This window comes from Bradyrhizobium glycinis (assembly GCF_016031655.1).
GTDB lineage: Bacteria > Pseudomonadota > Alphaproteobacteria > Rhizobiales > Xanthobacteraceae > Bradyrhizobium > Bradyrhizobium glycinis.
Genome location: NZ_JACCHQ010000024.1, coordinates 18,359 through 33,180, shown reverse-complemented (window position 1 = coordinate 33,180; position 14,822 = coordinate 18,359). Strand labels below are relative to the sequence as shown.

The window sequence follows — 14,822 nt, the reverse complement described above, 5'->3', positions numbered from 1 at the left end:
CCACGGAGCAGACGAATGACCGAGCACGTCCGGATCGAGAACAGCGGCGGAATCCTCACCCTTACGCTGGCGCGTCCCGACAAGAAGAACGCGCTGACGGACGCGATGTACGGCAAGCTTGCCGACACGATCGAGGCCGCCGAGCTGGACCCGTCCACCCGCGTGATCCTGATCCGCGGCGAGGGCGACATGTTCACCGCCGGCAACGACGTCGGCGAATTCGCGGCTGTCGCGGCCGGCATGTCCGAGGGCAGCCGCAACGTGGTTCGCTTCATCCAGTCGCTGGCGTGCTGCATCCGGCCGCTGGTCGCTGCCGTACAGGGCCGTGCCGTCGGCGTCGGCACCACGATGCTGCTGCATTGCGACCTCGTCGTGCTCGCCGACAATGCGCAATTGTCGACGCCGTTCGTCAGCCTCGCGCTGGTGCCCGAAGCCGCCTCCAGCCTATTGATGCCGGCGCGCATCGGCCACGCGCGCGCCTATGAGATGTTCGCGCTTGGCGAAACCGTGCCGGCCAAGTCCGCGCTGGACTGGGGCCTCGCCAACCGCGTGGTGCCGCTCGACAAGCTCGACGCCGAAGCGCTTGCGCTGGCGCAGCGTCTCGCCCGCCAGCCGGCCGGGGCCCTCATCGCGACCAAGCGGCTGATGCGCAACGGCGAGGCGCTGGTCGCGCAAATGCAGGCCGAAGGCGAGCAATTCGCGCAGCGCCTGCGCACCGCCGAAGCGCGCGAGGCGTTTACAGCGTTTGCGGAGCGCCGCCCGCCGGATTTCACGAAGGTGGCGTGAGCCTGCCGTCTCCACAGCGGGCAACTCCGCGGCGCGCTTATCATTTGATATAAAGCTTAACGAAACTTTGGCATGTGGCCGTGCAAGATGCCCGCTCGCGGCGAGCGGGTCTTTGGGTCCATGTCCATTTTTAAGAAATCGGTAAGCACGCTCCTTCTGGTCCTGATGACGCTGCTGGCGGCCGGCGCGCTGACCAGCACGGCCATCCAGATGGGCGGGGCTTTCGGCCGGTACAGCGACAGTCTGGAGACCGAGCGGCTCGCGAATGCCGACAAGTCGATCTTCCATGGCGTGGTTGCCCTGCGCAGCAATCGTGGCGATGCCCAGAGCGCGCTGCTCGGCGAGGACGATCCGCGCGCCAAGCTCGGCGTTGCCGAGAAAGCCGAGCAGGCCGGTTTCGACGCCATCAGCGCTGCGCTCTCCACCGTCGAATTCGCCCGCCGCGACGAGCTCGCCAGCACGCTGAAGCAGCGCTGGAGCGAGGCCGCACCAAAATTCCAGTTGTTCTACGACGAGGCCAGGCTGCCGCGCGCCGAGCGCAAGCTGGAGCGCACCGCACCCTGGTACGATGCGGTCACCAAGGTGATCGAGACCGCCAATCTCGCGTCCACCGCGGTGTCGAACCGCGCCTGGATGAACGATCCTTACATCGCCCGCATGATCCAGGCCCGCCGCCTCGCCTGGCAGGTGCGCGACCGCTACGGCATCCAGTGCTCGACCCTGCGACCGAACGTCAACGCCAGCAAGCCGCTCGACGACACCCAGAAGCAGACCGTGGCCGGATGGAACGGCGTCGTCACAGCCGGCTGGACCGGCATGGAGGAGCTGCTGGCTGCGCCCGACGTGCCGGCCGATCTCGTCAACGCGGCCAAGGAGGCGAAGGCCAAGACTGACGGCGCCCTCAAGCAGATCGGCGAGCTCACCAAAGGCTTCGACGGCAGCGGCCGTCCCGCGATGCCCGCCTCGGAATGGAACGCGTTGTGCCAGTCTCCGTTCGCCTCGATCGTCGCGGTCGCGAGCAAGGCGCTCGACCTGTCGATCGCGCGCGCGGAGGCGGTTCAGGCGAAAGCGCTGACCAATCTCATCGTGCAATCCTTCGCGTTCCTGCTCGCGCTGGCCGTGACCCTGGCCGGTGTGTTCGTGGTCCGCAACCGCCTCATGCGGCCGGTGCGGGCCATCCTCGACGCGATCGCCCGCATCAGCGCGCGCGACTATGCGACGCCGGTGCCGCAATCGCGGCATCCCGACGAGTTCGGCACCATGGCGGCCGCGCTCGAAAGCCTGCGCGAGAGTGCGGCGACCGCGGAGCGGCTCGGCCGGGAACGCGAATCGCAGCAGGCGCTTCAGCTCGCCCGCTCCGGCACCGTCGATGCCGCCTGCCGCAGCTTCGACGATACGGTGCAGGCGGTCATCCAGAGCGTTGCGGCCTCGACGCGCGAGCTCGATGCCACCGCAAGCGGCGTGCGTTCGCTGGTCCTGGAATCGAGCAGCCAGACCGCGGCGGTCTCCTCGGCAGCGGAGCAGGCCACCAATAATCTCGAGACCATCGCCGCCGCGACCGAGGAGCTCTCCGCATCGGTGGGCGAGATCTCCGCGCAGGTGCAGTCGAGCGCCCGCGAGGCCCGCGAGGCGGTGGCCCAGGCCGAGCAGACCAATGCGACGGTCGAGATCCTCGATCAGACGGCGAGCCGCATCGGCGAGGTCGTGAAGATGATCAACGCGATCGCGGCCCAGACCAATCTGCTGGCATTGAATGCCACCATCGAAGCCGCGCGCGCGGGCGAGGCCGGCCGCGGCTTCGCCGTGGTTGCGGGCGAGGTCAAGAGCCTCGCGGCGCAAACTGCGACGGCGACGGAAGAGATCTCGCGCCAGGTCGAGGAAATCCAGGGCGCCACCGGCCAGGCGGTCGCCGCGATCCGCTCGATCGGCGGGGCCATCAGCGGCATCGACGAGAAGATGACGGCGATTGCCGCCGCGGTCGAAGAGCAGCGTGCGGCCACGACGGAAATCTCGCGCAACTTCCAGCAGGCGGCCCAGGGCACCCGCGAGGTCACCGACACGATCGGCAGCGTCGCCAGGCTCAACCAGGAGACCGGCAATGCCGGCACGGTGCTGTCGGAGTCGGTCAAGAAGATGTCGGCGGATGCCGATCGCCTTCGTGTCGCGGTCGAGGGCTTCCTGGGCGCCGTAAAGAGCGCCTGATTTTCGTACTCTTTCCACCGGACGTCGCGCGGGCATTGCCGCAGCTCGGCACTGCAGGTACATCTGTGCCGTCTCGCTCCCGCGGGCGCAGCCACAGACGCAAGACACATCAGGGATGGAGAGTTCGATGCCGGTCACCCCACACAAGGCCCAACGCCCTTATCGCGGCGTGTTCCCGGTCGCACCCACCATCTTCGACGAGCGCGGCGAGCTCGATCTCGAGGGCCAGCGCCGCTGCATCGATTTCATGATCGATGCCGGCTCGCACGGCATTTGCATCCTCGCCAATTTCTCCGAGCAGTTCGTGCTCACAGATGCCGAGCGCGAGACGGTGATGCACACGGTGCTGGAACATGTGGCCGGCCGGGTTCCCGTGATCGTCACCACCACCCATTTCAGCTCGGCCGTCTGCGCGGTGCGCAGCAAGCAGGCCGAGGCGGCCGGCGCCGCCATGGTGATGGTGATGCCGCCCTATCACGGCGCGACCTTCCGCGTCCCCGAGAGGGGCATCGTCGAGTTCTTCAAGGTGCTCTCCGGCGCGATCGACATCCCGATCATGATCCAAGACGCGCCGGTGGCCGGCACGCCGTTGTCGGTCGAGCTGCTGGCGCGGCTGTCGCGCGAGTTTTCCAACATCCGCTATTTCAAGATCGAGGTGCCGGGCGCGGCCTCAAAACTTCGTAGCCTGATCGAGGCGGGCGGCAAGGACATCGAAGGCCCCTGGGACGGCGAGGAGGCGATCACGCTGCTCGCCGATCTCGACGCAGGTGCCACCGGCGCCATGACCGGCGGCGGCTATCCCGACGGCATCCGCCAGATCATCGATCCCTATTTCGCGGGCGATCGCGAGAAGGCGAAGGCCGCCTATGAGCGCTGGCTGCCGCTGATCAATTACGAGAACCGCCAATGCGGCCTGATCGCCTGCAAGGTGATGATGCAGGCCGGCGGCGTGATCAAGTCGGAGGCGGTGCGGCATCCGCTGCAGCCGCTGCATCCGGCAACGCGGGCGGGGCTACTGGAGCTCGCCAAGGAACGCGACGCACTGGCGCTCAGGTGGGGGAAATAGCTCTCGCCTCCGTCATTGCGAGGAGCCCTTGCTACGAAGCAATCCAGGCTGCTTCCGTGGAAAGACTCTGGATTGGCTTCGCTCCGCTCGCAATGACGAGGGCCGCCCGTTTCGCCTGAAGGCGTCGAATTAGCGTGGGCCGGGCCGTTTCCCATCGCCCGCCGATGGCATATTGTACGCTCGCCAACCGACCCTGCGGAGAGTCCCAAGACATCGCGCAACAGCTCTTCTTTTGCCACTATCCCGAGCCAGGTTGGTGCAAAACCGACAGAACAGGGAGGCAGTGCCATGACGATGAGGCCAGATCCCACCTTTCACGCATCGCCCAAGCTTGCGATGGAAGCGCCTGCGGAGAACTTTGCTTACACCTTGCTGCTCAGTCCGGATTTCTCAAAGCCGGATGCTCTCGCGGTCATCGACGTCAAGCCGGGATCGCCGACCTATAGCCAGATCGTTCACACCGTGACGATGCCCAACAAGGGCGATGAGTTTCATCACTTCGGCTGGAATGCCTGCTCCTCCGCCCTGTCGCCGCTCGCTGGACACGCCTTCATCGAGCGGCGCTATCTCATCATCCCCGGGCTGCGCTCGTCGCGGATCTACGTCATCGATACCAAGCCCGATCCGACCCAAGCCAAGATCCACAAGATCATCGGGCCAGAGGAGGTCTTCAAGAAGACCGGCTACTCGCGGCCGCACACGATCCATTGCGGGCCGGACGGCATTTACGTGAGCACGCTGGGCGGCGGCGGCAAGGACGGCACCAACGGGCCTCCGGGCGTCTTCATCATGGATTGCGAGACGTTCGAAGTTCTTGGACGATGGGAGATCGACCGTGGCCCGCAGACGCTGCATTATGATTTCTGGTGGAATCTGCCGCGCGATTACATGGTGACGAGCGAATGGGCGTTACCGCCGCAGTTCGAGAACGGGATCGTCCCGGAAGATCTGCTTGCGAATAAATATGGCCATCGTCTCCACTTCTGGGACCTTCGCGCCCGTCGCAACGTCCAGACCATCGACCTCGGCGCCAATCATCAGATGGCGCTGGAGGTGCGGCCGGCGCACGATCCGGTTCGCGAGTACGGCTTCGTCGGTGTCGTGGTCGACACCACCAACCTCGAGGCGTCGATCTGGACCTGGTGGCGCGAGGATGGAAGATTCCATGCCGAGAAGACGGCGACGATTCCTCCCGAACCCGCGCCCAAGGAGAAACTGCCGCCGCTGCTGCAGGGATTCGGCGCCGTGCCGCCGCTAGTGACGGACATCGACCTGTCGATGGACGACCGGTTTCTCTATGTCTCGTGCTGGGGGACGGGTGAGATGCGCCAGTACGACGTCAACGATCCCAGAAAGCCGAAGCTTGCGGGCTTAGTCCACATCGGCGGCATCGCGCGGCGCACGCCCCATTCGAACGGAAAGGCCTTTGCGGCGGGTCCGCAAATGGTCGAGATCAGCCGCGACGGCCGGCGCGTGTACTGGACCAATTCGCTCTATTCCACCTGGGACGACCAGTTCTATCCGGACGGGGTTCCGGGCGTGGAAGTCATGGCCAATGTCGGTCGCAACGGCGGCCTCGAGCTCGACAAGGACTATTTCGTGAGCTTCCCCGACGGATATCGTGCGCACCAGATCAGGCTCGAGGGCGGCGACTGTTCGACGGACTCCTTTTGCTACCCGTCGGTCTAGATGGGATGCATGCGAGCCCGGCCCTTGGCTGGCTGTGGCTCGCGCTTGTTGCGAGCGGCCTCTACCACGGGGCCAATCCGGGAATGGGATGGCCGCTCGCCGTTTCAGCCGGACTTATGGACAAGAGCCCGCGCGCGCTCTTCCGTGCATTGTGGGCTTTGGCGGCCGGGCATCTTCTGGCAACACTTCTCGTGCTGCTGCCGTTCGCCTTCCTGCTCGTACTGGCCGAATGGCAGCGTCAGATCCAGATCGTCGCGAGCCTTCTCGTCGTCGGCTTTGGCGTCTACCGGCTGATCGACCGGCGTCATCCGCGCGCGCTGGCACGGATTCCGCCGACGCAATTGGCGCTCTGGTCATTTGCCGTCGCCATCGCTCACGGCGCTGCTCTGATGCTCGTGCCGATCTATCTCGGGCTCTGCCAGGCCTTCGAGCTCGATGCCGGCCATGAGGCGGCGGGCGCGCTGATGCAGGCAAATCTCGGGATGGCGGTGCTGGTGTCCCTGGTGCACGTTGCCGCCATGGTCGGCGCTGGCGGATGTCTGGCGTGGCTGGTCTACCGCCATCTGGGATTGAGGTTCGTCTCGCGAAGCTGGTTCAACCTGGATGCAGTCTGGGCGACCAGCCTCGTTCTGGTTGGCGCGGTGGCGCTCGCTTTCAATCTTGCGACCGCGCGCTGAGGTCTACCGCACCAAAGCCCACTCGCCTATGATGCGAAACCGCGCCTTGGCATCATCCTGCTTGAACAGCGCGATGCGATCGATCTCGAGCGTCTCGATCCCCAGCGCCGCAAACCTTATCCGCAGCATCTGAAGGATCGGCCCGCGCCGTTCCGCATCCAGCCGACCCGTCAGCGTCATGTGGAAGCGGAATTCCTCCATCACGTAAGGATAGCCCCAGCGGTCGAGATAGTCGCGCTGTCGCTCGCTGAGCTTCTCCGGCTTGCGACGGGCACGATCTTCCGCCGTCAGCGCGGCACGAAACGGGTCGAACTCGCGAACGCAATCGGCGGCGAGCTGTTGGACAGCCTCGACCGGCTCGGCCGGAATGACGGCAATGAAGCCGCTGATGGAATCCACGATTGGCCGGATCACGGGACGCGGCGGTGCCATGCCCGCGAAGGCCGCGCAGGCGGCCATCAGCTCGGCTTCGGTCTTGCCAGGCGCCAGCGCCATCGGCGCCTTCAGCGTGGCGTGAAAGCCGTATTTGCGTGGATCGGCGCTGACCTCGCGCCAGTCCGGCGCGACACGCAGTGCTTGTTGCGGAAACGGCAGCTCGTCTCCGCTGTAGGCATCATAGCCGAGCAGTTCGGCACCGAAGCGGGAGAGGGCGCTGTCGCTGCCGGCGGCAAAATAGATCGCGTAGCGGGGGAAACCTGTCATTGGCTCAGCATAATCAATTTACGCCGCGGCGACAGCCTCGCGCGGCGCCGCCATTGCGGTGAGCAGCCGAATCGCATCGGTGAGATGCACGAGCTTGCCGCCTGAGATCACCGCGATCAGCCGCGGCCGCAGCTCCACGCTGTCGTCGACAAGCAGAACGTCGGCGCGGCGTCCCTCCGCGAGCAGCCCGCGATCGGTGAGTCCGGTCGCGCGCGCCGGGCCGGCGGAGACCAGATCCCAGGCCTGTGCCAGCGGCACCACGCCATCGGCGGCCAATCGAAACGCGGCGAGCAGCTGCGCGGGATAGTAATAGTCCGACGCCAGCACCGAGCAGAGCCCTTTTGCGATCATGTCGGAGGCCCTGGTCCAGCCGGTGTGGCTGCCGCCGCGCACGACGTTCGGCGCGCCGTAGACGATGGCATCGCCGTGGCTGGCCGCTGCGCGCGCCGTCTCCTCGTTGATCGGAAATTCCGCGATTCCCGCGCCGAGCTCGCGAAACTCCCGGCGCATCGCCGGGCTCGCGTCGTCGTGCGAGAGCATCCGTACCTCGGCCCCGCGGGCCGCGGCGGCCAGCCGCGACACCGAAGCGGGCACCTCGCCGGCGCGCGAGACCACGCGTTCGACCAGGCGGTCGAATTCTTCGCTCGACAGCCCGGTGCGCTCCACCATGCGGTTGCGCTTGCGAGGCTTGGCCATGTCGGCGACGGTGCCGTCCATGTGGTCATTGAAGGCGAGCAGGTCGACGCGGCCCTCGGCGAGCCATTGTGCGATCTCGGCCTCGGCATCGAGATTGTAGGTCTCGTGCCGCAGGTGGAAGCGGGTGTCGGCGGCGAATTGCGGACGCTGCCGTTCGATCGCCTCCATCAGGCCGCGCGCATTGCCGGCGCTGCGCAGGCCCGGCTCCCAGGAGCAGGTCGTGGCGTGAAACACAGTGGTGATGCCGTTGCTGATCGCTTGGCGGTCGCTGTCGGCGAGCGCGACGTCGATCGGAAAGTCGACGCCGGCGCGCGGCATCAACTGGCGCTCGAAGGCATCGCCGTGCAGATCGACGATGCCTGGCAGCACCAGCAGGTCACGGGCATCCAGCCCCAGCCGCGCCCGGCCGCGAGAGGCATCGACCTCTGCAATGTCGGTTCCGGAGACGAGAAGAGAGGTTTCGACGAACTCGGTGCCGATCAGGGCCCGGCCGCCTTCGATGAAAATGTCTGTCACGCGACCGCGCTTCGTTTGCTGGCAGGAGAATTCTTCAGCGAGCCCGCCCGTACTTCGTATGTCGAGAGAAAATCTTCAATCCCGAGCTTGCGGAAATTGGGCAGCGCTTCGCGCAATTTGTCGTGATCCCAGTCCCACCAGGCAAGCTTTGCAAGCCGTCCGGCGATCTCCTCCGAGAACCGCCGCCGCACGATACGGGCCGGATTGCCGGCGACGATGCTGTAGGCCGGCACGTCCTTGGTGACGATCGCGCCGGCGGCGATCACCGCGCCGGTGCCGATGTTGCGGCCCGGCAGCACGATCGCGCCATGGCCGATCCAGACGTCATGGCCGATATGAACGTGATGCTGACGCCGCCAGTCGAAGAATTCGGAATCGTCGCTCTCACCCTCGAAATAGGCGCTGGAGCGGTAGGTGAAGTGCGCCTGCGTGGCGCGGTGCATCGGATGGTTGCCGGGATTGATGCGGGTCATCGCCGCGATCGAGCAGAATTTTCCGATGGTGGTGTAGGTGATCTGCGCATCGTTCACGACGTAGGAGTAATCGCCCATCGCCACTTCATGCAGGATCGTGCGTGCGCCGACCTCGGTGTAGGCGCCGAGCCTGGTCTCATGCAGCTTGGCCGAGGGATCGACGGTCGGCTGAACCGAAAGAGCTCTGGCGGCCATGTTGCATCCGAAGTGCGAGTGTGGGTGTTTCTCTTCGAGCGGGCAGATGACGGTGTCATGACAAAGAAATGACAGGGGATGTTGTGCGTAGGATCGCCGCACCGCAGCGGCGCTGTCACACAAGTGTTAAGCACGGGCGTTAGCGGTTGGCTCCAGCTACTCTGGAGCCCCTGTATGCTGGTGGTTGAAGGCCTGACGTGTCGCTTCGGCGCGAAAGCCGCGGTGGACGATGCTTCGTTTCAAGTTTCCCCCGGCGGCTTCGTCGGGGTGATCGGGCGATCCGGCGCCGGCAAGTCGACATTGCTGCGGACCATCAACCGCCTCGTGACGCCGACCGGGGGGCGCATCCTGTTCGACGGCGTCGACGTCACCTCGCTGCGCGGCAAGGAGCTGCGGAAGTGGCGCGCCCGCTCGGCGATGATCTTCCAGCAGTTCAACCTGGTCGGCCGTCTCGACGTGCTCACCAATGTCCTGATGGGGCGTCTTGCGACGATGCCCGCCTGGCGCTCGCTGTCGCAGGCCTGGCCCGAGCAGGACAAGGCGCTGGCGATGTCGGCGCTCGAGCAGTTCGACATCGCTTCGCTCGCCGCCCAGCGCGCCGACCAGCTCTCCGGCGGCCAGCAGCAGCGAGTCGCCATCGCCCGCGCATTGGTGCAGCAGCCCAACATCATCCTCGCCGACGAGCCGATCGCCTCGCTCGATCCGCGCAACACCAAGATCGTGATGGATGCGCTTTTGCGCATCAACAAGCATTTCGGCATCACGGTGCTCTGCAACCTGCATTCGCTCGACCTGGCGCGGACCTATTGCGACCGCCTGATCGGCATGGCCGCCGGGCGCGTGGTATTCGACGGCGCGCCGTCCGCGCTGACTGATCACGTCGCACGCGAGCTCTATGATCTCGAAGCCGCCGACGTCGTGGGTGGCCTGCCTGTCCCGGCGCCCGAGGGCGTGCCGGCGCTCGGAACCGCCGCGGCTGCCTGAGCCGCGTCGCACCTGTTCAATTGCCAGTTTGCGTCAACCGACCCCAACCGATGAAGAGGGTATCATGATCACTCGCAGATTAGTCCTTGCCGGCGCCGCCGCGCTCGCCTTCACCGCCTCCGCGTCGGCCAACGACTGGAAGGCCAAATATCCCGAGCTGACCTTCGCCGTCGTCCCGGCCGAGAACGCCTCCGGCGTGACCGAGCGCTGGACGCCGTTCGTAGATTACTTGTCGAAGCAACTCGGCGTGAAGGTCACGCTGCGCATCGCCAACGACTACGCCGCCGTCATCGAAGGCCAGCGCGCCGGCAACATCCACATCGCCAGCTACGGCTCGGCCTCGTTCGCCCGTGCCCGCCTGACCGGCGTCAAATCCGAGGCCTTCGCGAACGACATCAACGCCGACGGCTCGACCGGCTATTATTCCGTGTTCTTCGTCAAGGCGAACAGCCCCTACAAGAAGATCGACGACCTCAAGGGCAAGAACCTCGGGCTCGTCGACCCGAACTCGACCTCCGGCAACAACGTGCCGCGCTTCGAGCTCGATAAATTGGGCATCCACGATGCCGACAGCTATTTCGGCAAGGTCGTCTTCACCGGCAGCCACGAGAACGCGATGCTGGCGCTGGCGCAGGGCACGGTCGAGGTTGCCGCCAACCAGTGGACCAGCGACGACGATTCCACGCTGGCGCAGATGCTGACCAAGGGCATGCTGAAGAACGCCGACGGCTCGGCGATGAAGAAGGACGATTTCCGCATCATCCACAAGTCGGCGCCGATCATCAACGGCCCCTATGCCTACAATTCGGAGCTGCCGGAAGAGGCCAAGGCCGCCATCGCCAAGGCGTTCTTCGACGCACCGGCCAAGGACAAGGCTGCGTTCGACCGTCTCTCCGACGGCCAGAAGAAGGGTTTTCATCCCGCCACCACCAAGGACTGGGATGGCACGATCGAGCTGATCAAGTTCGTCGACGCGCTGCGTAAGAAGAAGGCGTCCTGAGTCTTCGGGGCGATGCACCTGAGCCGGGTCCCAAGGACCCGGCTCTTTCTTTGACGGACCTGTTGGACCCATGACGACAGCGGTTTCGATCCTCCCCGCGCAGCAGCTCGCCGCGCTGAATGCTGCCTATCGCCAGGCGGTTTCGCGGCGACGGCTCCGCCTGCTGTTGGGAACCGCGATCTTTGCCGCGGCGCTGGTGCTCGCCGCGATCGGCGCCGAAGTGAATCTGCGCACGCTTTTCAGCTATTTCGGCAACTTCGTCAGCTATTTCGATCGCATCCTCACGCTCGAGAACGGCCAGCGGGTCTGGACTGATGTCGGCGAGTGGTTCTGGGGCTGGCGCAAATGGCTGAAGATGCTGGCTGAGACGCTGCTGATCTCCTATGTCGGCACGCTGATCGGCGCGACCTTCGCCTTCGCCCTTAATTTCTTCGCGGCCGAGAACACCTCGCCGGCGCCCTGGCTGCGCTTCGTCGTGCGGCGTCTGCTCGAATTCGCCCGCACCGTTCCGGGGATCGTGTTCGCGCTGGTCTTCGTCATCGCCTTCGGGCTTGGACCGATGGCAGGCGTGCTGGCGATTGCGATCCACTCCACCGGCGCGTTGGGAAAACTGTTCTCTGAGATCGTGGAGAATGCCGACATGAAGCCGGTCGAGGGCATCCGCTCGACCGGGGCGAGCTGGCTCGCCTGCATGCGCTTCGCCATCGTGCCGCAGGTCACCGCCGGCTATGCCAGCTACGCGCTGCTGCGCTTCGAGATCAACGTCCGCGAAGCCTCCGTGATGGGCTTCGTCGGCGCCGGCGGCATCGGCCAGGAGCTCGTCGTCGCCATTCGCAAGTTCTACTATTCGGACGTCAGCGCGATCCTGCTCACGATCATCGTCACCGTCTTCATCATCGACATCGCCACGGGCTGGCTGCGCGGCCGCCTGTTCGGCAAGGAGGCACGGACGTGACGAGGCCGCAGGAGGTTGATACCGCACAGATACGCGCGCGCTATCCCGATGTGTTCGAGCGGCCGGCCTCGGCGCGGCTCGCGACGCCCGCGATGATCGCCGCGGCGCTCGCGATCCTGATCTATGGCTTCGTCGATCTCGATTTCTCGCCGTCGCGCTTCTTCGCCGGTCTCAGCCAGCTCGGCTGGATTACCTTGATGATGATCCCGCCGGATCCCGGTTCGTCGCTGCCGATCTATCTGAAGGCGCTCGGAGAAACGCTCTCGATCGCGCTGCTCGGCACCACGCTGGCGGCGGTGTTCGCGCTGCCGGTGAGCTTGCTCGCTGCGCGCAACATCGTGCCGTCGAACATCCTGCGCTTCCCGGTCCGCCGTTTCCTCGATTCGATCCGCGGCGTCGACACCCTGATCTGGGCGCTGGTGTGGATCAACGTGGTCGGGCTCGGCCCTTTCGCCGGCGTGCTCGCGATCGCGGTGGCGGATTTCGGCGCCTTCGGCAAGCTGTTCTCGGAAGCGATCGAGAGCGCCGACCAGAAGCAGGTCGAAGGCATCCGCGCCTCCGGCGGCAGCGCCCTGCATGAGATTCGCTTCGGCCTGATGCCGCAGGTGCTGCCCGTGATCGCCGGCCAGGTGCTCTATTTCATCGAGTCCAATACGCGCTCGGCCACCATCATCGGCATTGTCGGCGCCGGCGGCATCGGCCTCCAGCTCGCCGAACAGATCCGCGTGCTGGAATGGCAGAGAGTGTCGTTTCTGATCCTGATGATCCTGGTCGCGGTTGCCGCGATCGATTTCATCTCGGGCAAGCTGCGGTTTGCCATTATTGGACGGCGCGCTGTCGCCTGAGCAACGGTGCCGTAGGGTGGGCAAAGCGCAGCGTGCCCACCGATCCTCGAATTTGCGGAGTGATGGTGGGCACGGCGCAAGCGCGCCTTTGCCCACCCTACGAGGTCTCACCCGTTCTCCACCAGAAACTCCACCCGCTCTGCCGCGAAGCGCGAGTGCTTCGTCACCAGCGGCTTGCCCGTGAGATCGTGGTCGGTGGCGTCGACCACCAGGATCGGCCGACCCAGCGCCAGATCGAGCCGTGCGGCGTCGCTCGCGTCGACGATGCCCGCGGTGATCCGCGTTGCGCCGCGGCGATAGTCGCGGACGCCAAAATGCTCCAGCAGCTTCGTCATCGAGCGCGTTGCCGCGAACACGGCGCCCGCATCCGGGAACAGGTCAGCTGAGAGCCAAGTGGTAGAAACGCAGATCGGCGTGCGGTCGGCGAGGCGAATCGCCTCGATCCGCACCAGGGGCGCGCCGGTCTTTAATCCCAGCTCCCGCGCGAGTTCGCGCGTCGCGACGTCATCGGTCGCCTCGATCAGCCGGCCATGCGGTTCGCGGCCCTCAGCGCCAACGATCTCGGAGAAGCGCGTGCGCGAGCGCAAGGGATAAGCGAGCTTCTGCGCCTCGACATAGGTTCCGCTGCCGCGCTCGGCGCGCACCAGGCCGCGCTCGGCAAGGGCCGCCAGCGCGCGCCGCACGGTGTGGCGGTTGACGCGATAGGTCTCGGCGATCTCCATCTCGCCCGGCAATTTGTCGCCGGCCGCAAAGCGGCCGTCGGCGATGCCGCGCTCGATGCCGTCGGCCACGAGGCGCCAGAGCGCGACGCCCGAGGAGGCTGTGTCCTGCATGCTCATGTCGCGGGAAACCTACTCCAGAAATCACAGCATTGTCACGAAACAGTCATGGCGCGCCCGTATGAAGTTGTCTATTATCATAGACAACTTCGACACGGCAAGTTCTGTAGAAGGTTCGGTGGACCAGGTGACCCAGCACAACGACCAGCAAGCCCAGCGCAAGGCCGCAATGGCGGTGCTGGCGCACGCGGAGGCGGGCGAGATCGCCGCTCGCCTCCGCAACTTGTCCCTCCCGGACCATCAGGATTTGCGCACGCCCGAGAACGGCCTCGTCATGCTGCGCGGCCGGGTCGGCGGCGACGGTGCGCCGTTCAACCTCGGCGAAGCCACGGTGTCGCGCGCAGCGGTGCGGCTTGCGAGCGGCGAGGTCGGGTTCGGCTACACGCTCGGTCGCGACGGTGAGAAGGCGCGGCTGATCGCGCTGTGCGATGCGCTGGTGCAGTCCCGCGATTTCGGCGGAGCGGTGGAGCGCGACGTTATCGCGCCGTTGCGCGAGCAGCTTATGGTCAGGCGCAAGCAGGCGGCGGCAGTGACCGCCGCGACGAAGGTTGATTTCTACACCATGGTGCGCGGTGAGGGGTGAGATCATGACCACGATTGCGGAACTGCCGCCGGGTTTCGCCGACAAGGTGCTGTCGGCGCAATCGACCTTTCGCTCGGTCATGGACGCCATGGCACGGCCGGGCTCGGTCCAGCGCATCGTGCCGATGGCGGGCGCGCCGGGACCGATGATGCGAGGCACCGCCGCGATTGCGCTGACGCTGTTTGACCACGACACGCCGCTCTGGCTCGATGCGCGGATGGCGCAGAGCTCGGACGTGACGAAGTGGCTGAAGTTCCACACCGGTGCGCCGGTCGTGCAGGATTCGTCGATCGCTTCGTTCGCGCTTATCAGTGACGGCGGCGCCTTGCCTTCGTTCGAGTCCTTCGCGCTCGGCACCAGCGAGTATCCGGACCGCTCGACCACGGTGATCATCCAGGTCGACAGCCTTGCCTCTGGGCGCAGCTTCGAGCTGCGAGGCCCCGGCATCGATGGGATCGCCACGCTGCAGGCGTCGATCAAGCCTTTCGACCTGTTCGAGCGCCTGCACATGAATGAAGCGCTGTTTCCGCGCGGCATCGATGTTGTGCTGGTCGCCGATGACGCCGTGGTCGCGATCCCCCGCACCACGCGCGTCGTGAGCAAGGGAAGCTGAA

At 65.7% G+C, this 14,822-nt stretch carries 15 protein-coding genes; 11 read left to right on the top strand and 4 right to left on the bottom strand.

Annotated features, from left to right (window positions below):
- Positions 1-15: 15 nt before the first annotated feature.
- From HZZ16_RS28040 to HZZ16_RS28020, 5 genes are all read left to right on the top strand, one after another.
- Positions 16-786 carry an enoyl-CoA hydratase gene (locus tag HZZ16_RS28040; protein WP_197953065.1) on the top strand — a complete coding sequence of 257 codons (771 nt, stop codon included), beginning with the start codon at positions 16-18 and terminating at the stop codon, positions 784-786.
- 120 nt (positions 787-906) lie between these two features.
- Positions 907-2,988, top strand: a complete 2,082-nt coding sequence (locus HZZ16_RS28035) for a methyl-accepting chemotaxis protein (RefSeq protein ID WP_197953064.1) — start codon at positions 907-909, stop codon at positions 2,986-2,988.
- Positions 2,989-3,115: 127 nt separating this feature from the next.
- Positions 3,116-4,054, top strand: coding sequence for a dihydrodipicolinate synthase family protein (locus HZZ16_RS28030; protein ID WP_197953063.1), 939 nt, complete (start codon positions 3,116-3,118; stop codon positions 4,052-4,054).
- A 288-nt stretch (positions 4,055-4,342) separates the two neighbouring features.
- Positions 4,343-5,743: a selenium-binding protein SBP56-related protein gene (locus HZZ16_RS28025; protein ID WP_197953062.1), complete on the top strand. Its 1,401-nt coding sequence runs from the start codon at positions 4,343-4,345 to the stop codon at positions 5,741-5,743.
- Positions 5,744-5,748: 5 nt separating this feature from the next.
- Positions 5,749-6,420 (top strand): hypothetical protein, encoded by a 672-nt coding sequence (locus HZZ16_RS28020; RefSeq protein ID WP_197953061.1) that lies wholly within the window; start codon positions 5,749-5,751, stop codon positions 6,418-6,420.
- Between the two features lie 3 nt (positions 6,421-6,423).
- Here the strand turns inward: HZZ16_RS28020 and HZZ16_RS28015 are convergent, their stop codons facing one another.
- From HZZ16_RS28015 to HZZ16_RS28005, 3 genes are read right to left on the bottom strand one after another with little or no spacing between them, the layout of a single operon-like run.
- Positions 6,424-7,122, bottom strand: coding sequence for a DUF1045 domain-containing protein (locus tag HZZ16_RS28015; RefSeq protein WP_197953060.1), 699 nt, complete (start codon positions 7,120-7,122; stop codon positions 6,424-6,426).
- An 18-nt stretch (positions 7,123-7,140) separates the two neighbouring features.
- On the bottom strand, positions 7,141-8,334 hold the full coding sequence (locus tag HZZ16_RS28010) for an alpha-D-ribose 1-methylphosphonate 5-triphosphate diphosphatase (RefSeq protein ID WP_197953059.1): 1,194 nt from the start codon (positions 8,332-8,334) through the stop codon (positions 7,141-7,143).
- On the bottom strand, positions 8,331-9,002 hold the full coding sequence (locus tag HZZ16_RS28005; protein ID WP_197953058.1) for an LbetaH domain-containing protein: 672 nt from the start codon (positions 9,000-9,002) through the stop codon (positions 8,331-8,333). The genes HZZ16_RS28010 and HZZ16_RS28005 overlap by 4 nt, the downstream gene beginning before the upstream one ends.
- Before the next feature lie 174 nt (positions 9,003-9,176).
- Between HZZ16_RS28005 and phnC the strand changes: the two genes are divergently transcribed.
- The 4 genes from phnC (at position 9,177) to phnE (HZZ16_RS27985) (ending at position 12,786) form a co-directional block, all read left to right on the top strand.
- Positions 9,177-9,986, top strand: coding sequence for a phosphonate ABC transporter ATP-binding protein (phnC, locus tag HZZ16_RS28000; protein WP_197953057.1), 810 nt, complete (start codon positions 9,177-9,179; stop codon positions 9,984-9,986).
- 64 nt (positions 9,987-10,050) lie between these two features.
- On the top strand, positions 10,051-10,986 hold the full coding sequence (gene phnD / locus HZZ16_RS27995; RefSeq protein ID WP_197953056.1) for a phosphonate ABC transporter substrate-binding protein: 936 nt from the start codon (positions 10,051-10,053) through the stop codon (positions 10,984-10,986).
- A 70-nt stretch (positions 10,987-11,056) separates the two neighbouring features.
- On the top strand, positions 11,057-11,941 hold the full coding sequence (phnE, locus tag HZZ16_RS27990; protein WP_197953055.1) for a phosphonate ABC transporter, permease protein PhnE: 885 nt from the start codon (positions 11,057-11,059) through the stop codon (positions 11,939-11,941).
- Positions 11,938-12,786 (top strand): phosphonate ABC transporter, permease protein PhnE, encoded by an 849-nt coding sequence (gene phnE / locus HZZ16_RS27985; RefSeq protein ID WP_197953054.1) that lies wholly within the window; start codon positions 11,938-11,940, stop codon positions 12,784-12,786. The genes phnE (HZZ16_RS27990) and phnE (HZZ16_RS27985) overlap by 4 nt, the downstream gene beginning before the upstream one ends.
- A gap of 107 nt (positions 12,787-12,893) precedes the next feature.
- Here phnE (HZZ16_RS27985) and phnF read toward each other — a convergent pair whose 3' ends face one another.
- Complete coding sequence (phnF, locus tag HZZ16_RS27980) at positions 12,894-13,625, bottom strand: phosphonate metabolism transcriptional regulator PhnF (RefSeq protein ID WP_197953053.1); 732 nt, start codon at positions 13,623-13,625, stop codon at positions 12,894-12,896.
- 118 nt (positions 13,626-13,743) lie between these two features.
- Here phnF and phnG point away from each other — a divergent pair, with 118 nt between their 5' ends.
- On the top strand, positions 13,744-14,208 hold the full coding sequence (gene phnG / locus HZZ16_RS27975) for a phosphonate C-P lyase system protein PhnG (RefSeq protein WP_197953139.1): 465 nt from the start codon (positions 13,744-13,746) through the stop codon (positions 14,206-14,208).
- A 4-nt stretch (positions 14,209-14,212) separates the two neighbouring features.
- Complete coding sequence (phnH, locus tag HZZ16_RS27970; RefSeq protein ID WP_197953052.1) at positions 14,213-14,821, top strand: phosphonate C-P lyase system protein PhnH; 609 nt, start codon at positions 14,213-14,215, stop codon at positions 14,819-14,821.
- Position 14,822: the final 1 nt, after the last annotated feature.

Bases quoted from the DNA above. Each gene is read 5' to 3' on its own strand.
- HZZ16_RS28020 (WP_197953061.1), top strand. From the start codon at position 5,749: ATGCATGCGAGCCCGGCCCTTGGCTGGCTGTGGCTCGCGCTTGTTGCG.
- HZZ16_RS28015 (WP_197953060.1), bottom strand. From the start codon at position 7,122: ATGACAGGTTTCCCCCGCTACGCGATCTATTTTGCCGCCGGCAGCGAC.
- phnF (WP_197953053.1), bottom strand. From the start codon at position 13,625: ATGAGCATGCAGGACACAGCCTCCTCGGGCGTCGCGCTCTGGCGCCTC.
- HZZ16_RS28030 (WP_197953063.1), top strand. From the start codon at position 3,116: ATGCCGGTCACCCCACACAAGGCCCAACGCCCTTATCGCGGCGTGTTC.
- HZZ16_RS28025 (WP_197953062.1), top strand. From the start codon at position 4,343: ATGACGATGAGGCCAGATCCCACCTTTCACGCATCGCCCAAGCTTGCG.
- HZZ16_RS28040 (WP_197953065.1), top strand. From the start codon at position 16: ATGACCGAGCACGTCCGGATCGAGAACAGCGGCGGAATCCTCACCCTT.
- phnC (WP_197953057.1), top strand. From the start codon at position 9,177: ATGCTGGTGGTTGAAGGCCTGACGTGTCGCTTCGGCGCGAAAGCCGCG.
- phnH (WP_197953052.1), top strand. From the start codon at position 14,213: ATGACCACGATTGCGGAACTGCCGCCGGGTTTCGCCGACAAGGTGCTG.
- HZZ16_RS28035 (WP_197953064.1), top strand. From the start codon at position 907: ATGTCCATTTTTAAGAAATCGGTAAGCACGCTCCTTCTGGTCCTGATG.
- HZZ16_RS28005 (WP_197953058.1), bottom strand. From the start codon at position 9,002: ATGGCCGCCAGAGCTCTTTCGGTTCAGCCGACCGTCGATCCCTCGGCC.
- phnE (WP_197953055.1), top strand. From the start codon at position 11,057: ATGACGACAGCGGTTTCGATCCTCCCCGCGCAGCAGCTCGCCGCGCTG.
- phnD (WP_197953056.1), top strand. From the start codon at position 10,051: ATGATCACTCGCAGATTAGTCCTTGCCGGCGCCGCCGCGCTCGCCTTC.